Raw genomic sequence first — 16,453 nt, forward strand, 5'->3', positions numbered from 1 at the left:
AAAGCGCGCAGCAAAAGCGGAAGCGAAAGCTGCGGTGAAGGCCGCTGCCAAGGCCAAGGCGGCTGCCGCGGCAGCTCCCGAGGCCGACGCTATTGCTGAAGCCGAACTCGTCGACGGTGGGTTCACCGCCGCCGAGATGAACGAGCAGAAGGCCGTGCGCCTCGGCAAGCGGGAACGCCTGAACGCCCTGTCGACAACCCCCGGCGGCGGCGCGTACCCGGTCTCCGTGCCGATCACCGACACGATCCCCGCCGTGCGCGCGCGCTTCGGCAACCTCGAAGCGGATGCCACCACCGGCGTCACCGTCGGGCTCGCCGGCCGTGTGGTGCACCAGCGCAACACCGGCAAGCTCTGCTTCGCGAGCTTGCAGGCCGGAGACGGCAGTCGCATCCAGGCCATGGTCTCGCTCGCCGTCGTCGGCGAAGAGTCGCTCGCGAACTGGAAGGAACTCGTCGACCTCGGCGACCACCTCTTCGTTTCGGGTGAGGTCATTTCTTCTCGCAGCGGCGAGCTGTCGATCATGGTCGCCGAATGGCAGATCGCCACCAAGGCACTGCTGCCGTTGCCGAACCTGCACACCGAGCTCAGCGAAGAGACCCGCGTGCGCAGCCGCTACCTCGACCTGATCGCCCGCGAGCAGGCCCGCCGCAACGTGGTCAACCGCTCGAAGACCGTCGCCAGCCTGCGCAAGACCTTCACCGACCTCGACTTTCTTGAGATCGAGACGCCGATGCTGCAGACCATGCACGGCGGCGCATCCGCTCGCCCGTTCGTGACACACAGCAACGCGTTCGACACCGAACTGTTCCTGCGCATCGCGCCGGAACTCTTCTTGAAGCGCGCCGTCGTCGGCGGCATCGACCGGGTCTACGAGATTAACCGCAACTTCCGTAACGAAGGCGCCGACTCCACGCACTCGCCCGAGTTCGCGATGCTCGAGGCCTACCAGGCCTACGGCGACTACAACTCGATCGCCAATCTCACCCAGCTGCTCATCCAGAACGCGGCCGAAGCCATCTCGGGCGGCCATGTCGTCACCTGGGCCGACGGCACCGAGTACGACCTGGGCGGTGAATGGGATCGGATCAGCATGTACGACAGCCTGAACGCTGCCGCCGACACTGCGTTCACTCCGCAGACTCCGCTGGCCGAGCTCAAGGCGCTCGCTGACCGCGAGGGCATCGAAATCGATCACCCGATTCACGGCAAGTACATCGAAGAGCTCTGGGAGCACTTCGTGAAGGGCGACCTGGTTCGCCCCACCTTCGTGATGGACTTCCCGGTCGACACCAGCCCGCTCGTGCGCGGCCACCGTTCGATCGACGGCGTTGTCGAAAAGTGGGACCTCTACATTCGCGGCTTCGAACTGGCCACCGGCTACTCCGAGCTCGTCGACCCCGTCATCCAGCGGGATCGCTTCATCGAACAGGCCAGCCTGGCCGCCGGCGGAGACCCTGAGGCGATGCGCCTCGATGAGGAGTTCCTTCGTGCGCTCGAGTACGGCATGCCGCCGTCGGGCGGTATGGGCATGGGCATCGACCGCCTGCTGATGGCGCTGTCGGGCCTCGGCATCCGCGAGACCATCCTCTTCCCGTTGGTGAAGTAATGAGCTTCCTGCCGAAAGACGAGCTCGAGCCCAAGCGCGACGGCGCCGATGACAAGGGCAAGCGCCCCCGCCCGTCGATGAACCGGATCATTCTCTGGGTCGTCGTGGGCGGCGTCGGTGTCTACATGGTCGCCTCGGGCCTCATCGGGGTGCTGACGAAGTAGCGCCGCGCCGCTCGCCCGGGGCGACCTGCGGCAAGCAGTAGCAAATGACGCAAGGATTGCACGAGTGCCACCGGATGTCGCACAGATTGTGCGTCATCCGGTGACGGTTGCGTTTTCTGCGGCGGATGGGGCGTCGCGCGGGTTGCGCGCAGTACGCACGTTTCGCGCGGGGCCCGGCATCCCTCCACAGTAGAGCCGGAGCGCCTGCGTATACAGATTTCGGAACTTCCTTTCGCACCCGCCGATCCCGCGGCAGTGTCGGAGGATGAATCGTTCGCTCAGCGCCGACATGGCTCGGTTCGGCAACCTGGCCACGCGCTCACAGGTGCGTGAGCTCGGCTACTCAGACCGTGACATCCGTGGTGCCATCGCCGAGCGGCTGCTCTGGCCCGTTCGACAGAGCTGGATCGTGCATCGCGGTGCAGACGCGAAGGCGGTGCGCGCCGTTGCGCTCAAGGGACGATTGGCAGCGTCGTCGGCGCTGGCCAGCCATGGGGTCTGGGCAACGGACGTCACCGGATTGTGGATCGGAACTCGGCAGGGAGCCACTGCAATGCCACCAACCCGATACGGCGAACATCGGCTCTGGGTGCGCGAGCATTTTCCAAGCGAAGACGACCGCCGGTGGCGGATGTCGGTGGGTGATGCCCTCATACAAGTCATCAGCCGTGAATCGGCAGGCAACGCCATTGCGTCGATCGACAGTGCCCTCAATCAGCATCTGCTCACGCACCAGCAGCTTGACGAGGTTTTTGCCCGGCTGCCTCGTCGGCTACAGCGCCTCCGTCAGAGGGCCAACGCGAAGTCGCAGTCGGGGCTCGAGTCCATTTTTCGAATCGCTGCAGAGGATGCCGGTTGGCGAGTAGACATCCAGGTCAAGATTTCTCGCGTGGGGCACGTCGATATTCTCATCGACGGCTGGCTCGTCATCGAACTCGACGGCGCCGAATGGCACGACGAAGACTCTGCGCGGGACGAAGATGCCCGACGGGACGCGGAACTGATCCTTCTCGGCTACCGCTACCACCGTTTTCGCCACGGCCAGGTTCTCACACAGATGTCACTATGCCTGGAAGTCGTGCGCACGATCCTGGCTGGCGGTCGGCCGCGCGCAAGCTCTCGTAGCGCCGCCGCGGCGGGCCAGTGACCGCGGGCGGAAGCAAACGACGCAAGAATTGCACCGCTGTCACGAGATGGCGCACAGATTGTGCGTCATTCGGTGCCGGTTGCGTCTTCTGCGGTCGACTGGCGCCGACGCCTCCCGTGACGGATGCCGTGTGGCCGCGGCTCCACATCCGTCGCCCATCACCGCACCTGCGGGCGCGCCGCCGCTCCCAGCCGCGGCGGAACATTTTCGCGTATCCTGAGAGGGCTATGGATAATTTTTGGGCAAACGCCGCTTGGTCGCTCGCGCCGACTGTTCTCGTCGGTCTGATCTTCTGGCTGGTCATGCGCTCGATCATTCATGCTGACCGCACGGAGCGCCGCGTCTACTCGGAGATTGAAGCCGAAGAGCGCGCGCGACTCGGGCTCGATAAGCCCACGAGCTAGGCCGCAGGCTCAGCGACCATGGGGGGCATGGATATCGCGACCATTTCTGTTCTGGTCGCCTTGGTCATCGACTTCGTCATCCGTGTCGTCGCGGTAATTGTGGTGCCGCGTAACCGCCGGCCGACCTCGGGAATGGCCTGGTTGCTCGCCATTTTCTTCATCCCCTACCTCGGGGTGCTGCTCTTTCTGCTGATCGGCTATCGCACGCTGCCCAAGAAGCGCTTGGCCATGCAGGCCGAGATCAACCAGTTCATCCTCGACAACACCGAGGGAATGGAACGGCCACCGCGTGGTGAACAGTGGCCACCGTGGCTCGCCTCCGTCGTCGAACTCAACCGCACCTTGGGAGCACTTCCGCTCGTCGGCGACAACAGCGCCACCTTGCTCGGCGATTACAACGGCACGTTCGCGTCGATGATCGCCGACATCGACAGGGCCGAGCGGTATGTGCACGTCGAGTTCTACATCCTCTCTTTCGACACCACGACTGCACCCTTTTTCGACGCTCTCGAGCGTGCCGTGGCGCGAGGAGTGTCGGTGCGTGTGCTGATGGATCACATCCAGTCGATGCGCAAGCCCGGCTACCGGAAGACCAAGCGGCGGCTGACCACGGCGGGTGTGCGCTGGGAGCTGATGCTGCCGTTGCAGCCGTTCAAGGGCAAATGGCAGCGGCCCGACCTGCGCAACCACCGCAAGCTGCTCATCGTCGACGGAGCCGTCGGATACATGGGCTCGCAGAACGTGATTGATCGCACGTACAACGAGCGCAGCAACATCCGTCGCGGGCTGAAATGGAAAGACCTGATGACGCGGGTCGAGGGCCCCATCGTCGGCGAACTGAACGCGATCTTCTTGACTGACTGGTACAGCGAGACGCAGGAGCTGCTCTCCCGAGATCTCGACCCGGTGCATCCAGCAATCGTTTCGGACCCGCTTGACTGCCAGGTTGTTCCGAGCGGCCCCGGGTTCAAAGGGGAGAACAACCTCCGACTCTTCTTGGCGCTGCTCTACTACGCGCAGGAGCGCATCATCATTACGAGCCCGTACTTCGTGCCCGACGAGTCGATTCTCTACGCGATCACCACGGCGACCCAGCGCGGCATCCACGTGGAACTTTTCGTCTCGGAGATCGGTGACCAGGCGTTGGTCTACCACGCACAACGCTCGTATTACGAGGAACTGCTCCGCGCCGGGGTCATCATCTACATGTACAAGGCACCGTACATTCTGCACGCCAAGCACTTCACCATCGACGACGACGTGGCCGTGATCGGCTCGAGCAACATGGACATGCGCTCGTTCAGCCTCAACATGGAGGTATCGATGATGGTGCGCGGCAAGACGTTTGTCCAGCAGCTGCGCGCCGTCGAAGACTCTTATCGCAAGGACAGCCGCGAACTCACCCTCGACGAATGGATGAAGCAGCCGCTGCGTTCGACAATTCTCGACAACCTGGCCCGCCTGACCTCGGCGGTTCAGTAGGCGGATCTGGGCGGATCTAGGCGGATCTGCGCGGATCTAGCGCGGATCTAGCGCGAAAACGGATGCGCCGCGCGGGTCACTCGCGCGGCTTCAGGCGCACATTCGGCATCGGGGGTGCGGGCAGCGGCGGCCCGTCGAAGTTGGCGACGGTGCCGAACCGACCGTCGGCATCCGTGCCGTCAATCACATCTGACTGCCAGGCCGTGCGAAAAGCGGCGACCTCGTCGTGGCTGCGGCCGATGAAGTTCCACCACATCACGATCTGCTCGTGCAGCGGCGCCCCGCCGAGCAGCAGCACGCGGGCCGGTTCGTCGCCGGTCGCAAGCACGAGGACGTCGGCGCCCGGAGCCCGATAGCCGATCGCGTGAAGGGGGACCGGCTCGTCGTCGAGCGCCACCGCGCCGGTGTCAAGAAGCACCCCATGTTCGAAGCCGGCCTCGACGGGCAGCGCGATCTCGGTGTGCGGCGGCAGATCGATCTGCGCGCCGAGCAGGGGGCTGAAGGTGGTCGCTGTCGAAACCTGACCCAGCAGGCTGCCGAGAAACACCCGCACGACCGCGCCCTGATGGTGAACGGGCTGCGGCACGTACCGTTCGAAGAACGGAGCGGTGTGGCGGTGTGCGTCGGGAAGGGCCGTCCACAGCTGGGCGCCGTGCAGACTCGTCGTGGCCGGCGTCGACACTTCGGAGTGCGAGATGCCGGCTCCGGCCGTCATCAGATTGAGTTCGCCGGGGCGTACGAAGGCGTGGGAACCGGCGGAGTCGCGGTGTTCCACTTCCCCGGCGAAGAGCCAGCTCACGGTCTGCAGACCGGTGTGCGGGTGCGGCGGCACGTTCATCGACCGCTCGCCGAGGGCATCCGGTCCGTAGTGATCGACGAAACACCAGGCGCCGATGAACGAGCGTTCACGCTGTGGCAGCGTGCGCCGCACGGTCATCGCGCGCGGCCCGCCGAGCGGCACCAGTCGCGGTTCGAGAATCTGGATGCCGTTGGTCGTCCCGGGCAGGTCGTCGCAGATGCGCTCTTCCGGTTCGGTCTCGAGATTGCTCATAGGGGAAGCCTAATCCGAGGAGTGCCGAAACCCGGGGCCAGCCAAGGGTGATAACCGAGCATTCTTCTGGAAGGTGACCGGAGGCATGCCGCTGAATCGGCGCGGATTCCGTTCATCGAAAATTCGTACCCCGGTATGACGCGGTTCTGGCCTCCGTTGCACCATACTTGGGGGTTGTCGTTGGGGGGAACTGACACCTGTCTTCTCTCATCGCGCCTCGGCGGCATTGCCCGCCGGAACGATTTCTGCACCGCGCAGAATCAGTGAAAGGAATCACCGCATGAGCAACATCTGGGATGTCATCTGGACGTTCTTCTGGATCTTCGCCTTCGTGGCCTACCTGATGATCCTCTTCTCGATCATCGGAGACCTCTTCCGCGACCACAAGCTCAACGGCTGGTGGAAGGCACTCTGGGTGATCTTCCTGATCTGGGTTCCGTTCGTCACCGCACTCGTCTACCTGATCGCGCGTGGCCGCGGCATGGCTGAGCGCACGATTGAGGCCCAGAAGCGCGCCCAGCAGGCCGCTGAGTCCTACATCAAGGAGGTCGCCGGTTCGAGCACCGCCGACGAGATCGCCAAGGCGAAAGCCCTGCTCGACTCCGGTGCAATCACCGCCGACGAGTTCGCGGCGCTGAAGGCCAAGGCTCTCGTCTAGAGCTTCACCACTTTGAAGGGCCGGTCGCGATTCGCGACCGGCCCTTTTGCGCGTCGCGAGTGCGCCGAGTTTGTCAGTTGCGGTCGACTTTCCCCGTTCTGCCGGGCGAACTCGACCGCAACGCTCAAACTCGGCGGCTAAGCAGGCCGGTCAGAGACGAGCAGGTCGCCAACTTCGCAATTCAGCGCCGCACAGATTGCCGCGAGGGTTGAGAACCGGATGGCGCGGGCCCGGTCGTTCTTCAGAACCGACAGATTCACGACACTGACGCCCACCAACTCGCTCAGCCGGGTGAGTGTCATCTCGCGTTCGGCGAGCAGCTCGTCGAGCCGGCAGTGGATCCCGCTGGCCTCGTCGATCTCGGCGGGCGTCACTAGACGAGACCTTCGGTGTCGCGCTGCATCCGCTCGCCCGCGCGGAAGGCGAGCGCGAGAGCGCCGACCATCATCGCGAAGACGAAGGGCAGCCAATCGATCGTCATGACCACCTTGTCGAAGCTGTTGTCGCTCAGCGTCGCAACGGCTCCGTTCGTGCCCATGGTGTTGAGCAGAAGTCCGAGCAGCCAGCCGGTGGCGATCGTGACGCTTGACCCCCAGACGAGCCGGGAGTTCACCCGGCTGAACATCATTCCACTCAGCATGTTGCGGCACAGCAGGCAGATGAGAGCGGTCACGATGAGCACGGTGAGTGCGCCGCAGAGTGCGGACAGAACGAGTGATGCAACCACGACGGGTGGCATGTTTGACACCGTGACGGTGGCCTGGTCGATGGCAACCGTGACGTCGGCGCCGTCGGGGCCCAACGGCAGCGATGTGGTCGTATCGGCGAGGGGGACGAGTACAGAAACGTTGGTGTTGGGCAGCACGTGAACGATCCGGAGCGTTGCGGTGACGATGGTAATGACCGCGACGATGAGACCGACGGTGATCGTGGCATAGAGATCGGCACGGTTGCTTTTACTCATGGTGTGATCGCGGGTACGTGTCTTCATGGAGCATCCTAACGTTTATCGATACTAACGATAATCGTTACGGTAGCGACTTCAGGAGCTGAATGCAACCTGCCCTGATCGTTGTGCTCCCTCTCAGGCATCACGCTGGGGGCGAACAGAGGCATCTATCCCAGCTTCGGCTGGTTACTCTTTTTGTATCGGTGCCACTACTGCCCTGGTGCCAAGGGAGCAATCACATGTTTGAGAGATTTACCGACCGAGCTCGTCGCGTCGTCGTTTTGGCCCAGGAAGAGGCCAAGATGCTCAACCACAACTACATCGGTACCGAGCACATTCTGCTCGGCCTGATCCACGAGGGCGAGGGAGTCGCCGCCAAGGCGCTGGAGTCCCTCGGCATCTCGCTCGACGCCGTGCGCGAGCAGGTTCAAGACATCATCGGTCAAGGTCAGCAGCAGCCGACCGGCCACATTCCGTTCACCCCGCGCGCCAAAAAGGTGCTCGAGCTGAGCCTCCGCGAAGCGTTGCAGCTCGGCCACAACTACATCGGTACCGAGCACATCCTGCTCGGCCTGATCCGCGAGGGCGAAGGCGTTGCCGCTCAGGTGCTCGTCAAGCTCGGTGCTGACCTCAACCGGGTGCGCCAGCAGGTCATCCAGCTCCTCTCTGGTTACCAGGGCAAGGAGCAGGTGCAAGTCGGAGCCAACGAGCAGACGGGTACTCAGGCGGGCAGCCAGATCCTCGACCAGTTCGGACGCAACCTCACGCAGGCTGCGCGCGACAACAAGCTCGACCCGGTCATCGGCCGTGAGAAGGAAATCGAGCGGGTCATGCAGATCCTCTCGCGCCGCTCGAAGAACAACCCCGTGCTGATCGGTGAGCCCGGCGTCGGTAAGACCGCCGTCGTTGAGGGCCTCGCCCAGGCCATCGTCAAGGGCGATGTCCCTGAGACTCTGAAAGACAAGCAGCTCTACTCGCTCGACCTCGGTTCGCTCATCGCCGGCAGCCGCTACCGCGGTGACTTCGAAGAGCGTCTGAAGAAGGTCACCAAGGAGATCCGCGCTCGCGGCGACATCATCATCTTCATCGACGAGATCCACACTCTCGTCGGAGCCGGCGCGGCTGAGGGCGCGATCGATGCCGCCAGCATCCTGAAGCCTCTGCTCGCCCGCGGTGAACTGCAGACGATCGGTGCCACCACCCTCGACGAGTACCGCAAGCACTTCGAGAAGGATGCCGCGCTCGAGCGTCGCTTCCAGTCGATTCAGGTCGCTGAGCCGTCGCTGCCGCACACCATCAACATCCTCAAGGGCCTGCGCGACCGTTACGAAGCGCACCACAAGGTGTCCATCACCGATGGTGCCCTCGTGGCCGCGGCGAACCTCGCCGACCGGTACATCTCCGACCGCTTCCTGCCGGACAAGGCCATCGACCTGATCGACGAGGCCGGTGCTCGCCTGCGCCTGTCGATCCTCTCGAGCCCGCCCGAGCTGCGTGAGTTCGACGAGAAGATCGCTGTCGTGCGTTCCGCCAAGGAAACCGCGATCGAAGACCAGGACTTCGAGAAGGCCGCCAGCCTGCGCGACGAGGAGAAGAACCTCCTCGGCGAGCGTCTGCGCCTCGAGAAGAAGTGGAAGTCGGGCGATGTCAAGACCACTGCGGTCGTCGACGAAGGTCTGATCGCCGAGGTGCTCGCACAGGCCACCGGCATTCCCGTGTTCAAGCTCACCGAAGAGGAGTCCTCACGTCTCGTCTTCATGGAGAAGGCACTCCACCAGCGCGTCATCGGTCAGGAAGAGGCCATCTCGGCGCTCGCCCGCACCATCCGTCGCACCCGTGCCGGCCTGAAGGACCCGAAGCGTCCGAGCGGTTCATTCGTCTTCGCCGGCCCGACCGGTGTCGGAAAGACCGAGCTGGCCAAGGCGCTCGCCGAGTTCTTGTTCGACGACGAAGCCGCCATGATCTCGCTCGACATGAGCGAGTACGGCGAGAAGCACACCGTTTCGCGTCTGTTCGGTGCTCCTCCCGGATTCGTCGGCTTCGAAGAGGGCGGCCAGCTCACCGAGAAGGTGCGCCGCAAGCCGTTCAGCGTCGTGCTGTTCGACGAGATCGAGAAGGCTCACCCCGACATCTTCAACTCGCTGCTTCAGATTCTTGAAGAGGGCCGGTTGACGGATGGTCAGGGTCGCGTCGTCGACTTCAAGAACACCGTGATCATCATGACCACGAACCTCGGTACCAAGGACATCAGCGGCGGACCCGTCGGTTTCCAGATCGAGGGCGACACCTCGACCAGCTACGACCGGATGAGCGGCAAGGTGAAGGAGGAGCTGAAGAAGCACTTCAAGCCCGAGTTCCTCAACCGTGTTGACGAGATCATCGTCTTCCCGCAGCTGTCGAAGCCGGAACTCCTGCAGATCGTCGACCTGTTCATCAAGCGTCTGTCCGTGCGTATGCTCGACCGCGACATGACCGTCGAGCTCACCACCGCGGCGAAGGAACGCCTGATCGAGGTCGGCTTCGACCCCGCTCTCGGCGCCCGGCCGCTGCGTCGCGCGATCCAGCACGAGGTGGAAGACCGCCTGAGCGAGAAGATCCTGCAGGGCGAGCTGAACGCGGGCGACCACGTGCACGTGGACTTCTCCGGCACCGAGTTCGTCTTCACGACGACCGCGCGGGCCACGTCTGCTGCGATCGGGATCAATAGTTCCGCCGCGCTCGGCACCGGTTCGGTCACGCCGGACCTGGCCATCTCCGGCGAGTAGTTCGCAACACCAGCGCATTCAGCGTTCACGAAGGGCCCGGCAGTTTTCTGCCGGGCCTTTCGGCGTCCCAGCGGGCCTACCGGCACTCCCTTTCGACGGAGATTTCGGCCAATTCGGGCAGTTTCGGCCCGAAACACCTCGCTTTCGTGAAAATCTCCGTCGAATGGGATCTCTAGACTGAGTAGTTCATTTGAACTCAACACGAGAGAGGTGCCGGGCGTGAGCGAACAGAGGTTTACCGTGCGCCGTGCGCGCACCAGCGATGTGCCGGGGATCAGGGCGCTCGTCGAGCCTCTCGTGCAGGAGCGCATCCTGCTCGGCAAGGACATGGTTGTGTTCTACGAGGCCGTGCAGGAGTTTCGTGTGGCCGAGGATGCCGATGGCCGGCTGATCGGCTGCGGCGCCCTCCACGTGATGTGGGAGGATCTGGCCGAGGTGCGCACTCTCGCCGTCGACAAGGATTGGCTCGGCCACGGCGTCGGCCACGCGCTTCTCGATCGCCTTGAGGCCGACGCGCGCGAACTCGGGCTCAGCCGCCTCTTCTGCCTGACCTTCGAGGTGCCGTTCTTCACCCGGCACGGCTTCGAAGACATGGGGACCGAGACCGTTGACCCCTCGATCTACGCCGAACTCGTGCGTTCACCCGATGAAGGCGTCGCCGAGTTTCTCGACCTGGCCCGCGTGAAGCCGAACACCCTCGGCAACACCCGGATGGTCAAACGTCTGGTCTGAACCTGCGGAGGCGCCTTGTGCCTCGCGCGGTGAGCCGTGCTGCGGGTGAGCTTGAAGCGCACGCCCGCAGCAGGCAACCCGTATCGCGAGCTCGCAGCTGACACTCAGCGGGCGCGCCGCGACCGATCCCTGGTTTTCACCGGCCGCTCGCTAGCCTGGGGGCATGTCGACGATCAAGCATCCCGTCGGACCTCAGTCTGACAAGGTTTACCGCCGCCGGCGCGCCGTGGTGGGCCTCGGCCTGCTCGCCGTGATCATCATCGTCATCTTGATCATCGTGCGCCCCGGTGCGAGCGTCGGCGAGCCCGACGGCTCGCCCACGTCGAAGCAAGGCACGTCGACGGATGCGCCGTCCCAGTCAGCGAATCCGGCCGCGGCCGCCGGTGCGTGCGATCCGGCCGCGATCAACGTCGAGGCGCTGACCAACGCACCCGACTACAGTGCCGACCAGCTCCCGGAGCTGACGCTTAGCGTGACCAACACCGGAACGACCGCCTGCGTGATCGATGCGGGAACGTCGAAGCAGGTGTTCACCATCACGAGTGGCGATGACGTCTGGTGGAACTCGACCGATTGCCAGACCGGCGCCGTTGACGCCAAAGTGACGCTTGCGCCCGGGGCGACCGAGAAGTCGACGGCACCCCTCACCTGGGACCGCACACGGTCGGCGAAAGACACTTGCGAGTCCGACTCACGAGAGCTTGCCCCGGCCGAAGGCGCCTCGTACCACTTGAGTGTCACCGTCGACGGGATTGCGGCGAAGACACCCACCCAGTTCCTGCTCAACTAGCCTCCCGGTTCCCGCCCTCCTCCGAAAGCGACGTTCGGGAGAGCCTCGCTGCCGCTCGGGCTAGGCTTGAGGCATGGCGAAATCAGCGCGAAAGAAGTCCAAGAACGGGTCGAAAGCACCCGTCGAGTTTCGCTCTGAAGCGCTCGCCCAGGCGCTCGAACGCCAGGACATGGCTGCGATCGCCCTCGCGCTGAAGCACGGCAACACTGTTGTGCCGCTCACTACCCCTGGAAACCGGGACAGCCCGCTGAAGTCGGGCGAGGTGTGGACCTACCGCGACCCGAACACGCAAGAAGTCGCGCTGCTGCTGTTCAGCTCGGCCGACAACAAGCCCGACAATCTGCCGCCGACCGTTGGCCTGCAGAGTCCCGACTGGTTGCGCGCGTTTTTGACCCGCTACGTCGATGAAATCACGACAGTGTTCTTTGACATCGCCGGACCGCATCCGTTGCAGGCATCGCCAGCCGACTTGCTCGCGGCAATCGGCTCAGCGCCCGGCTCCGACCTGCCGGATGCCGATTAGCCTGCCGGATAGGCCGGCCGGGAGCGGGCGGGGCGCTCTGACCTCGCTCGCAGGGATCACACGCCCTAGAACGACCGGTCGAGCTCGACCTCACGCGGCGACGCCGCTGTTGACAGGGCGCGACCGATCGCGACGCGAATCGCTTCGCTGCTGGCGTCGATTCGGTCGGTGAAGCCCAATCGAGCGGCCTCGCTTGCGCGTTGCTTCGCCGCCGATGCCGGCCGGATCTCACCTGCCAAGCTGATCTCCCCGAAGGCGACGACATTGTGGGCGATGGGAACATCGCGAACCGCGGATGCGATGGCGAGGGCGATGGCGAGATCGGCGGCAGGTTCGATCAGCCTCACCCCGCCCACCGTCGAGACATACACGTCGTGGCCCGACAACGAGTAGTTGGCACGTTTCTCGAGCACCGCGAGCAGCATGGCCACGCGCGAGGAATCCACCCCATTGGTCACCCGCCGCGGGTTGGGCGCTTTCGTGTCGACCACCAGTGCCTGAATCTCGACCGGCATTGCGCGGCGTCCCTCGAGGGCCACAGTGACGCAGGTGCCCGAGACCGGGGCCGTGCCACGGCTCAGGAAGAGCCCACTCGGGTCGGGCACCTCGGCGATGCCGTCGCCGGTCATCTCGAAGCAGCCCACCTCATCCGTCGGTCCGAACCGGTTCTTCAGTGCGCGCACGAACCGCAGCGCCGTCTGCCGGTCGCCCTCGAACTGGCAGACGACGTCGACGATGTGCTCGAGCAGGCGCGGCCCGGCGATCGAGCCGTCTTTGGTGACGTGCCCGACGAGCAAAATGGGCAGATCGCGGTCTTTCGCGACCCGGATCAGAGTGGATGCGACCTCCCGCACCTGGCTGGGCTGGCCGGCGAGGCCGTCGGAGAGCGCACTCGACACCGTCTGAACGGAGTCGATGATGACCAGGTCGGGCTTGACCGCGTCGATCTGCCCGAGGATGGTGCCGAGGTCGGTCTCGGCGGCGAGGTAGAGCTCGGGCTGCAGAGCGCCCGTGCGCTCGGCGCGGAGGCGTACCTGGCTCACCGATTCCTCGGCGCTGACGTAGAGCACGCGAGACTTCGCCGCGGCGGCTTTCGACGCGACCTCGAGCAGCAGAGTCGACTTGCCCACACCCGGCTCGCCACTGAGCAGGATCACGGCGCCGGGAACGATGCCGCCGCCGAGAACTCGGTCGAACTCGCCGATGCCGCTTGGCCAGTGCTCGACGGCCGTGGTGTCGACGTGGGTGATCGGGCGGGCCACGCCGGCGCCGCTGACCGCCGACGCCTTGACCAGTCGTGAGAGGCCCGGCTTTTCGGTGGCATCGGCGACGGTGCCCCATTGCTGGCATTCGGCGCACCGGCCGGCCCACTTCGCGGTGGTCCAGCCACACTCGGTGCAACGAAAGGAGGAGACGGGTTTTGCCATGCTTGCGAGCCTAGCTCGCGCCGCTGACACCCTCCGGTTCGGTGGCGTTTGCCGGTGCAGAAGCGTCGCCGGTCTGCCCTTGTGCAAACCGCCCGGGCGGCGTGGGCGGAGCGGCCGGCACGCGCAGCCGAAGATCGGCGCCGAGCGCCGGGAGAAAGGCCTGTGCCCAGACCCGGTAGCCGCGATCATTCGGGTGGAACATGTCGTTGGCGAACTGGGTGGCGATGCTGCGCCACCCCTGTCGCTCGGTCGTCGCGTGCAGCGGCACGACCGTGAGGTGGTGTTCCGCGGCGACCTCCCGCAGAATCCGGTTGGCTTCAGCCACCTTGCGCTCATTGTGCGGAAAGTGGAAGCAGGGCAGATCGGCAACCAGCGCGTGCTCCGGCACCGCGGCCAGAATCTCGCGGATTCCCACTTCAAACACCGCCGCATCCCACAGTGCAATATCGTTGGCGCCGATCGCGACGGTGACGACATCCGGCTTCAGTTTGCGCAGTCGGGGGAGCTGGTCGCGCACCGCTAGGGCGACCGTCGCGCCAGACACGCTCAGATTGACCACGCGTACCGTGCGGCCGGTGGCCTGACGGATGTAGTCGGCCACGATTCCGACGTAGCCGCGGCTCGGCGCACTGGCTCCGATTCCCTGAGCCGCGCTGTCACCGATCGCGACATAGAGCAGCTGGCCGGCATCCTTTGCCTGGTCGCGCCACCATTTGGAGTTGATCGGCAGGGTTTCGTTGAGCACCGCGGCGTTTTCGGCGATGCGGTGGCGGAACCGCCGGTAGCCGGCGAAGGCTGCAGCGCTGACGGCGACCGACGCGGCGACGGTGCTGCCGGCGACGGCGATGGTGCGGAGTCCTGGGTTCGCGGATGTCACCCGCTGAGGGTACAACGCGGGGCCGGGTTTTCGCTGCCCCGTGGCGAGGAGATGTCGACGGTGCAGCGACGTGCAACCCCGCGCTCGGGTCACTGCGGCACGCCCGGCTGCCGCTCAATTGGCGTCGGGGTTGAAGTCTCGACTACAATCGTCCTCGGTACCGTGTCCGAGCGGCCGAAGGTGCAACTCTCGAAAAGTTGTGTGGGGGAGACTCCACCGTGGGTTCAAATCCCACCGGTACCGCCACAGAAAACCCCCTGATTCCCGGTGTGAGAACACCGAGGTCAGGGGTTTTTGTTTTCGAAAGCTGCGCGGCTGAAAACATCACACGTCAGGGAAAATGCCCTGAAACATGATGTTTTGGAGCGCAGGCTGCAAACGGTGATGTTTTGGCGTTTGCCGCCCGAACCGCGGCACCCGTCGCCTGTCCGGCCGACCTGCAGGCGAGACGTGACCGTCGGTTCGGTCTGCAAACTATCGCCGCGCTACGATCGACCGATGATCCTCCCGTCGCCAGCGAAGCACCCGACAGGCCCCTCCACGCCCGCGCGATTCACCCCGGTTCCCGATGCGCGTCCCGATGACACCGCGTGGCCCCCGCTCGCCTGGCCACCGGCATCCGACGTGCTGCTCGTCGGCGAGCACGTTCGTCTCATGACGCTGAACCCCGAGCGTCACGCCGCCGAACTCTTTCAGGCGCTCGACGACGATGCGACCTGGCAGCACCTCTCCCACCGGCCGCGCACGGCCGATGACTATGCCGCGTCACTCGCCGAGTCCCTGACCGGGCCGCTGGCGCCGGGGCCCCACGGCGGCCGATGGCGCTGGGCCGTGCAGCTGACCAAGCCGTTTGGGCCGTTTGCCGCCGACGCTCTCGTCGGCACGACATCCTTCCTCGACGTTTCGCCCTCAGGCGGCCGACTCGAGATCGGCTCGACCGCCTATGCGCGGCCGTGCTGGGGGAGCGCGGTCAATCCTGAAACCAAACTGCTGCTTCTGAGCTACGCCTTTGACGAGCTCGGCGCCGGCCGCGTGCAAATCAAGACAGACGCGAGAAACTCGCGATCCCAGCAGGCCATCGCTCGGTTGGGCGCCACCTACGAAGGCACATTGCGCCGCCACCAGCGCCGGGCCGACGGAAGTATCCGGGACACCGTGATGTTCTCGATCATCATCGAGGACTGGCCGGCCGTGCGCGACGGGCTGCAGCGGCGGCTCGACGCCTGACCGAGCGAGCGTTCTGCGAACGAGCGCGTCGCCTCGCGTCGAACGCAACAGGCAGGACGCGGGTCCAAAACCACCGCGCGCACTGAATTGATCGCGCGCCGCGGTTTTCGACCCGCGCAAGGCAGAAACGGCACCGGCCGTCAGCCGAGCCCCGGCCCGATGTAGTGGTGCTCGAACACCATGCTCGTGCGGGTCGAGGCGACCGCCGGGTTCGCCGAGAGGTTCGCGACGACGAAGTCGCGCACGTCGTCGGAGTCCTCGGCGAGCAGGTGAATGATGAAGTCCTCGGCGCCGCCGAGAAAGAACACCTGCACCACGCGCGGCATCGCCCGGATCTCGTCCCGAAAGGCGGGGATCTGTGTGCGAGCACCCGAGCGGATGTTCACGCTGATGAGCGCCTGCAGCCCGAGCCCCAGCGCCTTCGGGTTCACCTCCGCCGTGAACCGGGTGATCACTCCACGGCTCACCAGCGATCGCACCCGCACCACGCAGGTCGACTCGGCGATGCCGGCGGCCTGGGCCAAGCGGCTGTTCGTCATCCGCGCATCGGCCTGCAACTGGGCGACAAGAATACGGTCGACGTCGTCGAGCTCAGTCGTGGTCTGAATTCTCTTCAGCTCGGCCATCGATTTTCTCTCCAATTCCGCAATT

17 protein-coding genes and 1 tRNA gene are annotated in these 16,453 nt (G+C 64.9%); 12 read left to right on the forward strand and 6 right to left on the reverse strand.

Going from position 1 to position 16,453, the window contains the following annotated elements:
- Positions 1-136 precede the first annotated feature (136 nt).
- From lysS to cls, 5 genes are all read left to right on the forward strand, one after another.
- Positions 137-1,606, forward strand: a complete 1,470-nt coding sequence (gene lysS, locus AB4Y63_RS15745; protein ID WP_441792050.1) for a lysine--tRNA ligase — start codon at positions 137-139, stop codon at positions 1,604-1,606.
- A complete protein-coding gene (locus AB4Y63_RS15750) occupies positions 1,606-1,770 on the forward strand; it encodes a hypothetical protein (RefSeq protein ID WP_441792004.1) in 165 nt (54 codons plus the stop codon). The genes lysS and AB4Y63_RS15750 overlap by 1 nt, the downstream gene beginning before the upstream one ends.
- 265 nt (positions 1,771-2,035) lie before the next feature.
- A complete protein-coding gene (locus AB4Y63_RS15755) occupies positions 2,036-2,917 on the forward strand; it encodes an endonuclease domain-containing protein (protein ID WP_441792005.1) in 882 nt (293 codons plus the stop codon).
- Between the two features lie 227 nt (positions 2,918-3,144).
- Positions 3,145-3,321, forward strand: a complete 177-nt coding sequence (locus AB4Y63_RS15760) for a hypothetical protein (RefSeq protein WP_441792006.1) — start codon at positions 3,145-3,147, stop codon at positions 3,319-3,321.
- A gap of 27 nt (positions 3,322-3,348) precedes the next feature.
- Positions 3,349-4,803: a cardiolipin synthase gene (cls, locus tag AB4Y63_RS15765; RefSeq protein WP_441792007.1), complete on the forward strand. Its 1,455-nt coding sequence runs from the start codon at positions 3,349-3,351 to the stop codon at positions 4,801-4,803.
- A 76-nt stretch (positions 4,804-4,879) separates the two neighbouring features.
- Here cls and AB4Y63_RS15770 read toward each other — a convergent pair whose 3' ends face one another.
- Positions 4,880-5,854 carry a pirin family protein gene (locus AB4Y63_RS15770; RefSeq protein ID WP_441792008.1) on the reverse strand — a complete coding sequence of 325 codons (975 nt, stop codon included), beginning with the start codon at positions 5,852-5,854 and terminating at the stop codon, positions 4,880-4,882.
- A 280-nt stretch (positions 5,855-6,134) separates the two neighbouring features.
- On the opposite strand from AB4Y63_RS15770, the gene AB4Y63_RS15775 reads away from it, so the two are divergent.
- On the forward strand, positions 6,135-6,512 hold the full coding sequence (locus AB4Y63_RS15775) for an SHOCT domain-containing protein (protein WP_441792009.1): 378 nt from the start codon (positions 6,135-6,137) through the stop codon (positions 6,510-6,512).
- A gap of 137 nt (positions 6,513-6,649) precedes the next feature.
- Here the strand turns inward: AB4Y63_RS15775 and AB4Y63_RS15780 are convergent, their stop codons facing one another.
- Both AB4Y63_RS15780 and AB4Y63_RS15785 read right to left on the reverse strand, forming a co-directional pair.
- On the reverse strand, positions 6,650-6,886 hold the full coding sequence (locus tag AB4Y63_RS15780; RefSeq protein WP_441792010.1) for a helix-turn-helix domain-containing protein: 237 nt from the start codon (positions 6,884-6,886) through the stop codon (positions 6,650-6,652).
- Positions 6,886-7,503: a hypothetical protein gene (locus AB4Y63_RS15785; RefSeq protein WP_441792011.1), complete on the reverse strand. Its 618-nt coding sequence runs from the start codon at positions 7,501-7,503 to the stop codon at positions 6,886-6,888. Before AB4Y63_RS15785 ends, AB4Y63_RS15780 begins: the two co-directional genes overlap by 1 nt.
- A gap of 197 nt (positions 7,504-7,700) precedes the next feature.
- On the opposite strand from AB4Y63_RS15785, the gene AB4Y63_RS15790 reads away from it, so the two are divergent.
- The 4 genes from AB4Y63_RS15790 (at position 7,701) to AB4Y63_RS15805 (ending at position 12,271) form a co-directional block, all read left to right on the forward strand.
- Positions 7,701-10,226, forward strand: a complete 2,526-nt coding sequence (locus tag AB4Y63_RS15790) for an ATP-dependent Clp protease ATP-binding subunit (RefSeq protein ID WP_441792012.1) — start codon at positions 7,701-7,703, stop codon at positions 10,224-10,226.
- Between the two features lie 219 nt (positions 10,227-10,445).
- Complete coding sequence (locus AB4Y63_RS15795; protein ID WP_441792013.1) at positions 10,446-10,958, forward strand: amino-acid N-acetyltransferase; 513 nt, start codon at positions 10,446-10,448, stop codon at positions 10,956-10,958.
- Between the two features lie 163 nt (positions 10,959-11,121).
- Positions 11,122-11,748: a hypothetical protein gene (locus tag AB4Y63_RS15800; RefSeq protein WP_441792014.1), complete on the forward strand. Its 627-nt coding sequence runs from the start codon at positions 11,122-11,124 to the stop codon at positions 11,746-11,748.
- A gap of 73 nt (positions 11,749-11,821) precedes the next feature.
- Entirely contained in the window at positions 11,822-12,271 is a 450-nt protein-coding gene (locus AB4Y63_RS15805; RefSeq protein WP_441792015.1) for a dehydrogenase, read from the forward strand.
- A gap of 65 nt (positions 12,272-12,336) precedes the next feature.
- On the opposite strand, the gene radA is transcribed toward AB4Y63_RS15805, so the two are convergent.
- Both radA and AB4Y63_RS15815 read right to left on the reverse strand, forming a co-directional pair.
- Complete coding sequence (gene radA / locus AB4Y63_RS15810) at positions 12,337-13,698, reverse strand: DNA repair protein RadA (RefSeq protein WP_441792016.1); 1,362 nt, start codon at positions 13,696-13,698, stop codon at positions 12,337-12,339.
- Positions 13,699-13,708: 10 nt separating this feature from the next.
- Positions 13,709-14,575, reverse strand: a complete 867-nt coding sequence (locus tag AB4Y63_RS15815; RefSeq protein ID WP_441792017.1) for an SGNH/GDSL hydrolase family protein — start codon at positions 14,573-14,575, stop codon at positions 13,709-13,711.
- A gap of 156 nt (positions 14,576-14,731) precedes the next feature.
- Between AB4Y63_RS15815 and AB4Y63_RS15820 the strand changes: the two genes are divergently transcribed.
- A tRNA-Ser gene (locus AB4Y63_RS15820) sits at positions 14,732-14,821 on the forward strand.
- A gap of 252 nt (positions 14,822-15,073) precedes the next feature.
- Positions 15,074-15,802, forward strand: coding sequence for a GNAT family N-acetyltransferase (locus AB4Y63_RS15825; RefSeq protein WP_441792018.1), 729 nt, complete (start codon positions 15,074-15,076; stop codon positions 15,800-15,802).
- A 140-nt stretch (positions 15,803-15,942) separates the two neighbouring features.
- On the opposite strand, the gene AB4Y63_RS15830 is transcribed toward AB4Y63_RS15825, so the two are convergent.
- Positions 15,943-16,428 (reverse strand): Lrp/AsnC family transcriptional regulator, encoded by a 486-nt coding sequence (locus AB4Y63_RS15830; RefSeq protein WP_441792019.1) that lies wholly within the window; start codon positions 16,426-16,428, stop codon positions 15,943-15,945.
- Between the last annotated feature and the right edge of the window lie 25 nt (positions 16,429-16,453).

It is taken from the genome of Leifsonia sp. YAF41, assembly GCF_052113185.1.
GTDB lineage: Bacteria > Actinomycetota > Actinomycetes > Actinomycetales > Microbacteriaceae > Cryobacterium.

Bases quoted from the DNA above. Each gene is read 5' to 3' on its own strand.
- lysS (WP_441792050.1), top strand. From the start codon at position 137: ATGAACGAGCAGAAGGCCGTGCGCCTCGGCAAGCGGGAACGCCTGAAC.
- AB4Y63_RS15750 (WP_441792004.1), top strand. From the start codon at position 1,606: ATGAGCTTCCTGCCGAAAGACGAGCTCGAGCCCAAGCGCGACGGCGCC.
- AB4Y63_RS15755 (WP_441792005.1), top strand. From the start codon at position 2,036: ATGAATCGTTCGCTCAGCGCCGACATGGCTCGGTTCGGCAACCTGGCC.
- AB4Y63_RS15760 (WP_441792006.1), top strand. From the start codon at position 3,145: ATGGATAATTTTTGGGCAAACGCCGCTTGGTCGCTCGCGCCGACTGTT.
- cls (WP_441792007.1), top strand. From the start codon at position 3,349: ATGGATATCGCGACCATTTCTGTTCTGGTCGCCTTGGTCATCGACTTC.
- AB4Y63_RS15770 (WP_441792008.1), bottom strand. From the start codon at position 5,854: ATGAGCAATCTCGAGACCGAACCGGAAGAGCGCATCTGCGACGACCTG.
- AB4Y63_RS15775 (WP_441792009.1), top strand. From the start codon at position 6,135: ATGAGCAACATCTGGGATGTCATCTGGACGTTCTTCTGGATCTTCGCC.
- AB4Y63_RS15785 (WP_441792011.1), bottom strand. From the start codon at position 7,503: ATGAAGACACGTACCCGCGATCACACCATGAGTAAAAGCAACCGTGCC.
- AB4Y63_RS15790 (WP_441792012.1), top strand. From the start codon at position 7,701: ATGTTTGAGAGATTTACCGACCGAGCTCGTCGCGTCGTCGTTTTGGCC.
- AB4Y63_RS15800 (WP_441792014.1), top strand. From the start codon at position 11,122: ATGTCGACGATCAAGCATCCCGTCGGACCTCAGTCTGACAAGGTTTAC.
- AB4Y63_RS15805 (WP_441792015.1), top strand. From the start codon at position 11,822: ATGGCGAAATCAGCGCGAAAGAAGTCCAAGAACGGGTCGAAAGCACCC.
- radA (WP_441792016.1), bottom strand. From the start codon at position 13,698: ATGGCAAAACCCGTCTCCTCCTTTCGTTGCACCGAGTGTGGCTGGACC.
- AB4Y63_RS15825 (WP_441792018.1), top strand. From the start codon at position 15,074: ATGATCCTCCCGTCGCCAGCGAAGCACCCGACAGGCCCCTCCACGCCC.
- AB4Y63_RS15830 (WP_441792019.1), bottom strand. From the start codon at position 16,428: ATGGCCGAGCTGAAGAGAATTCAGACCACGACTGAGCTCGACGACGTC.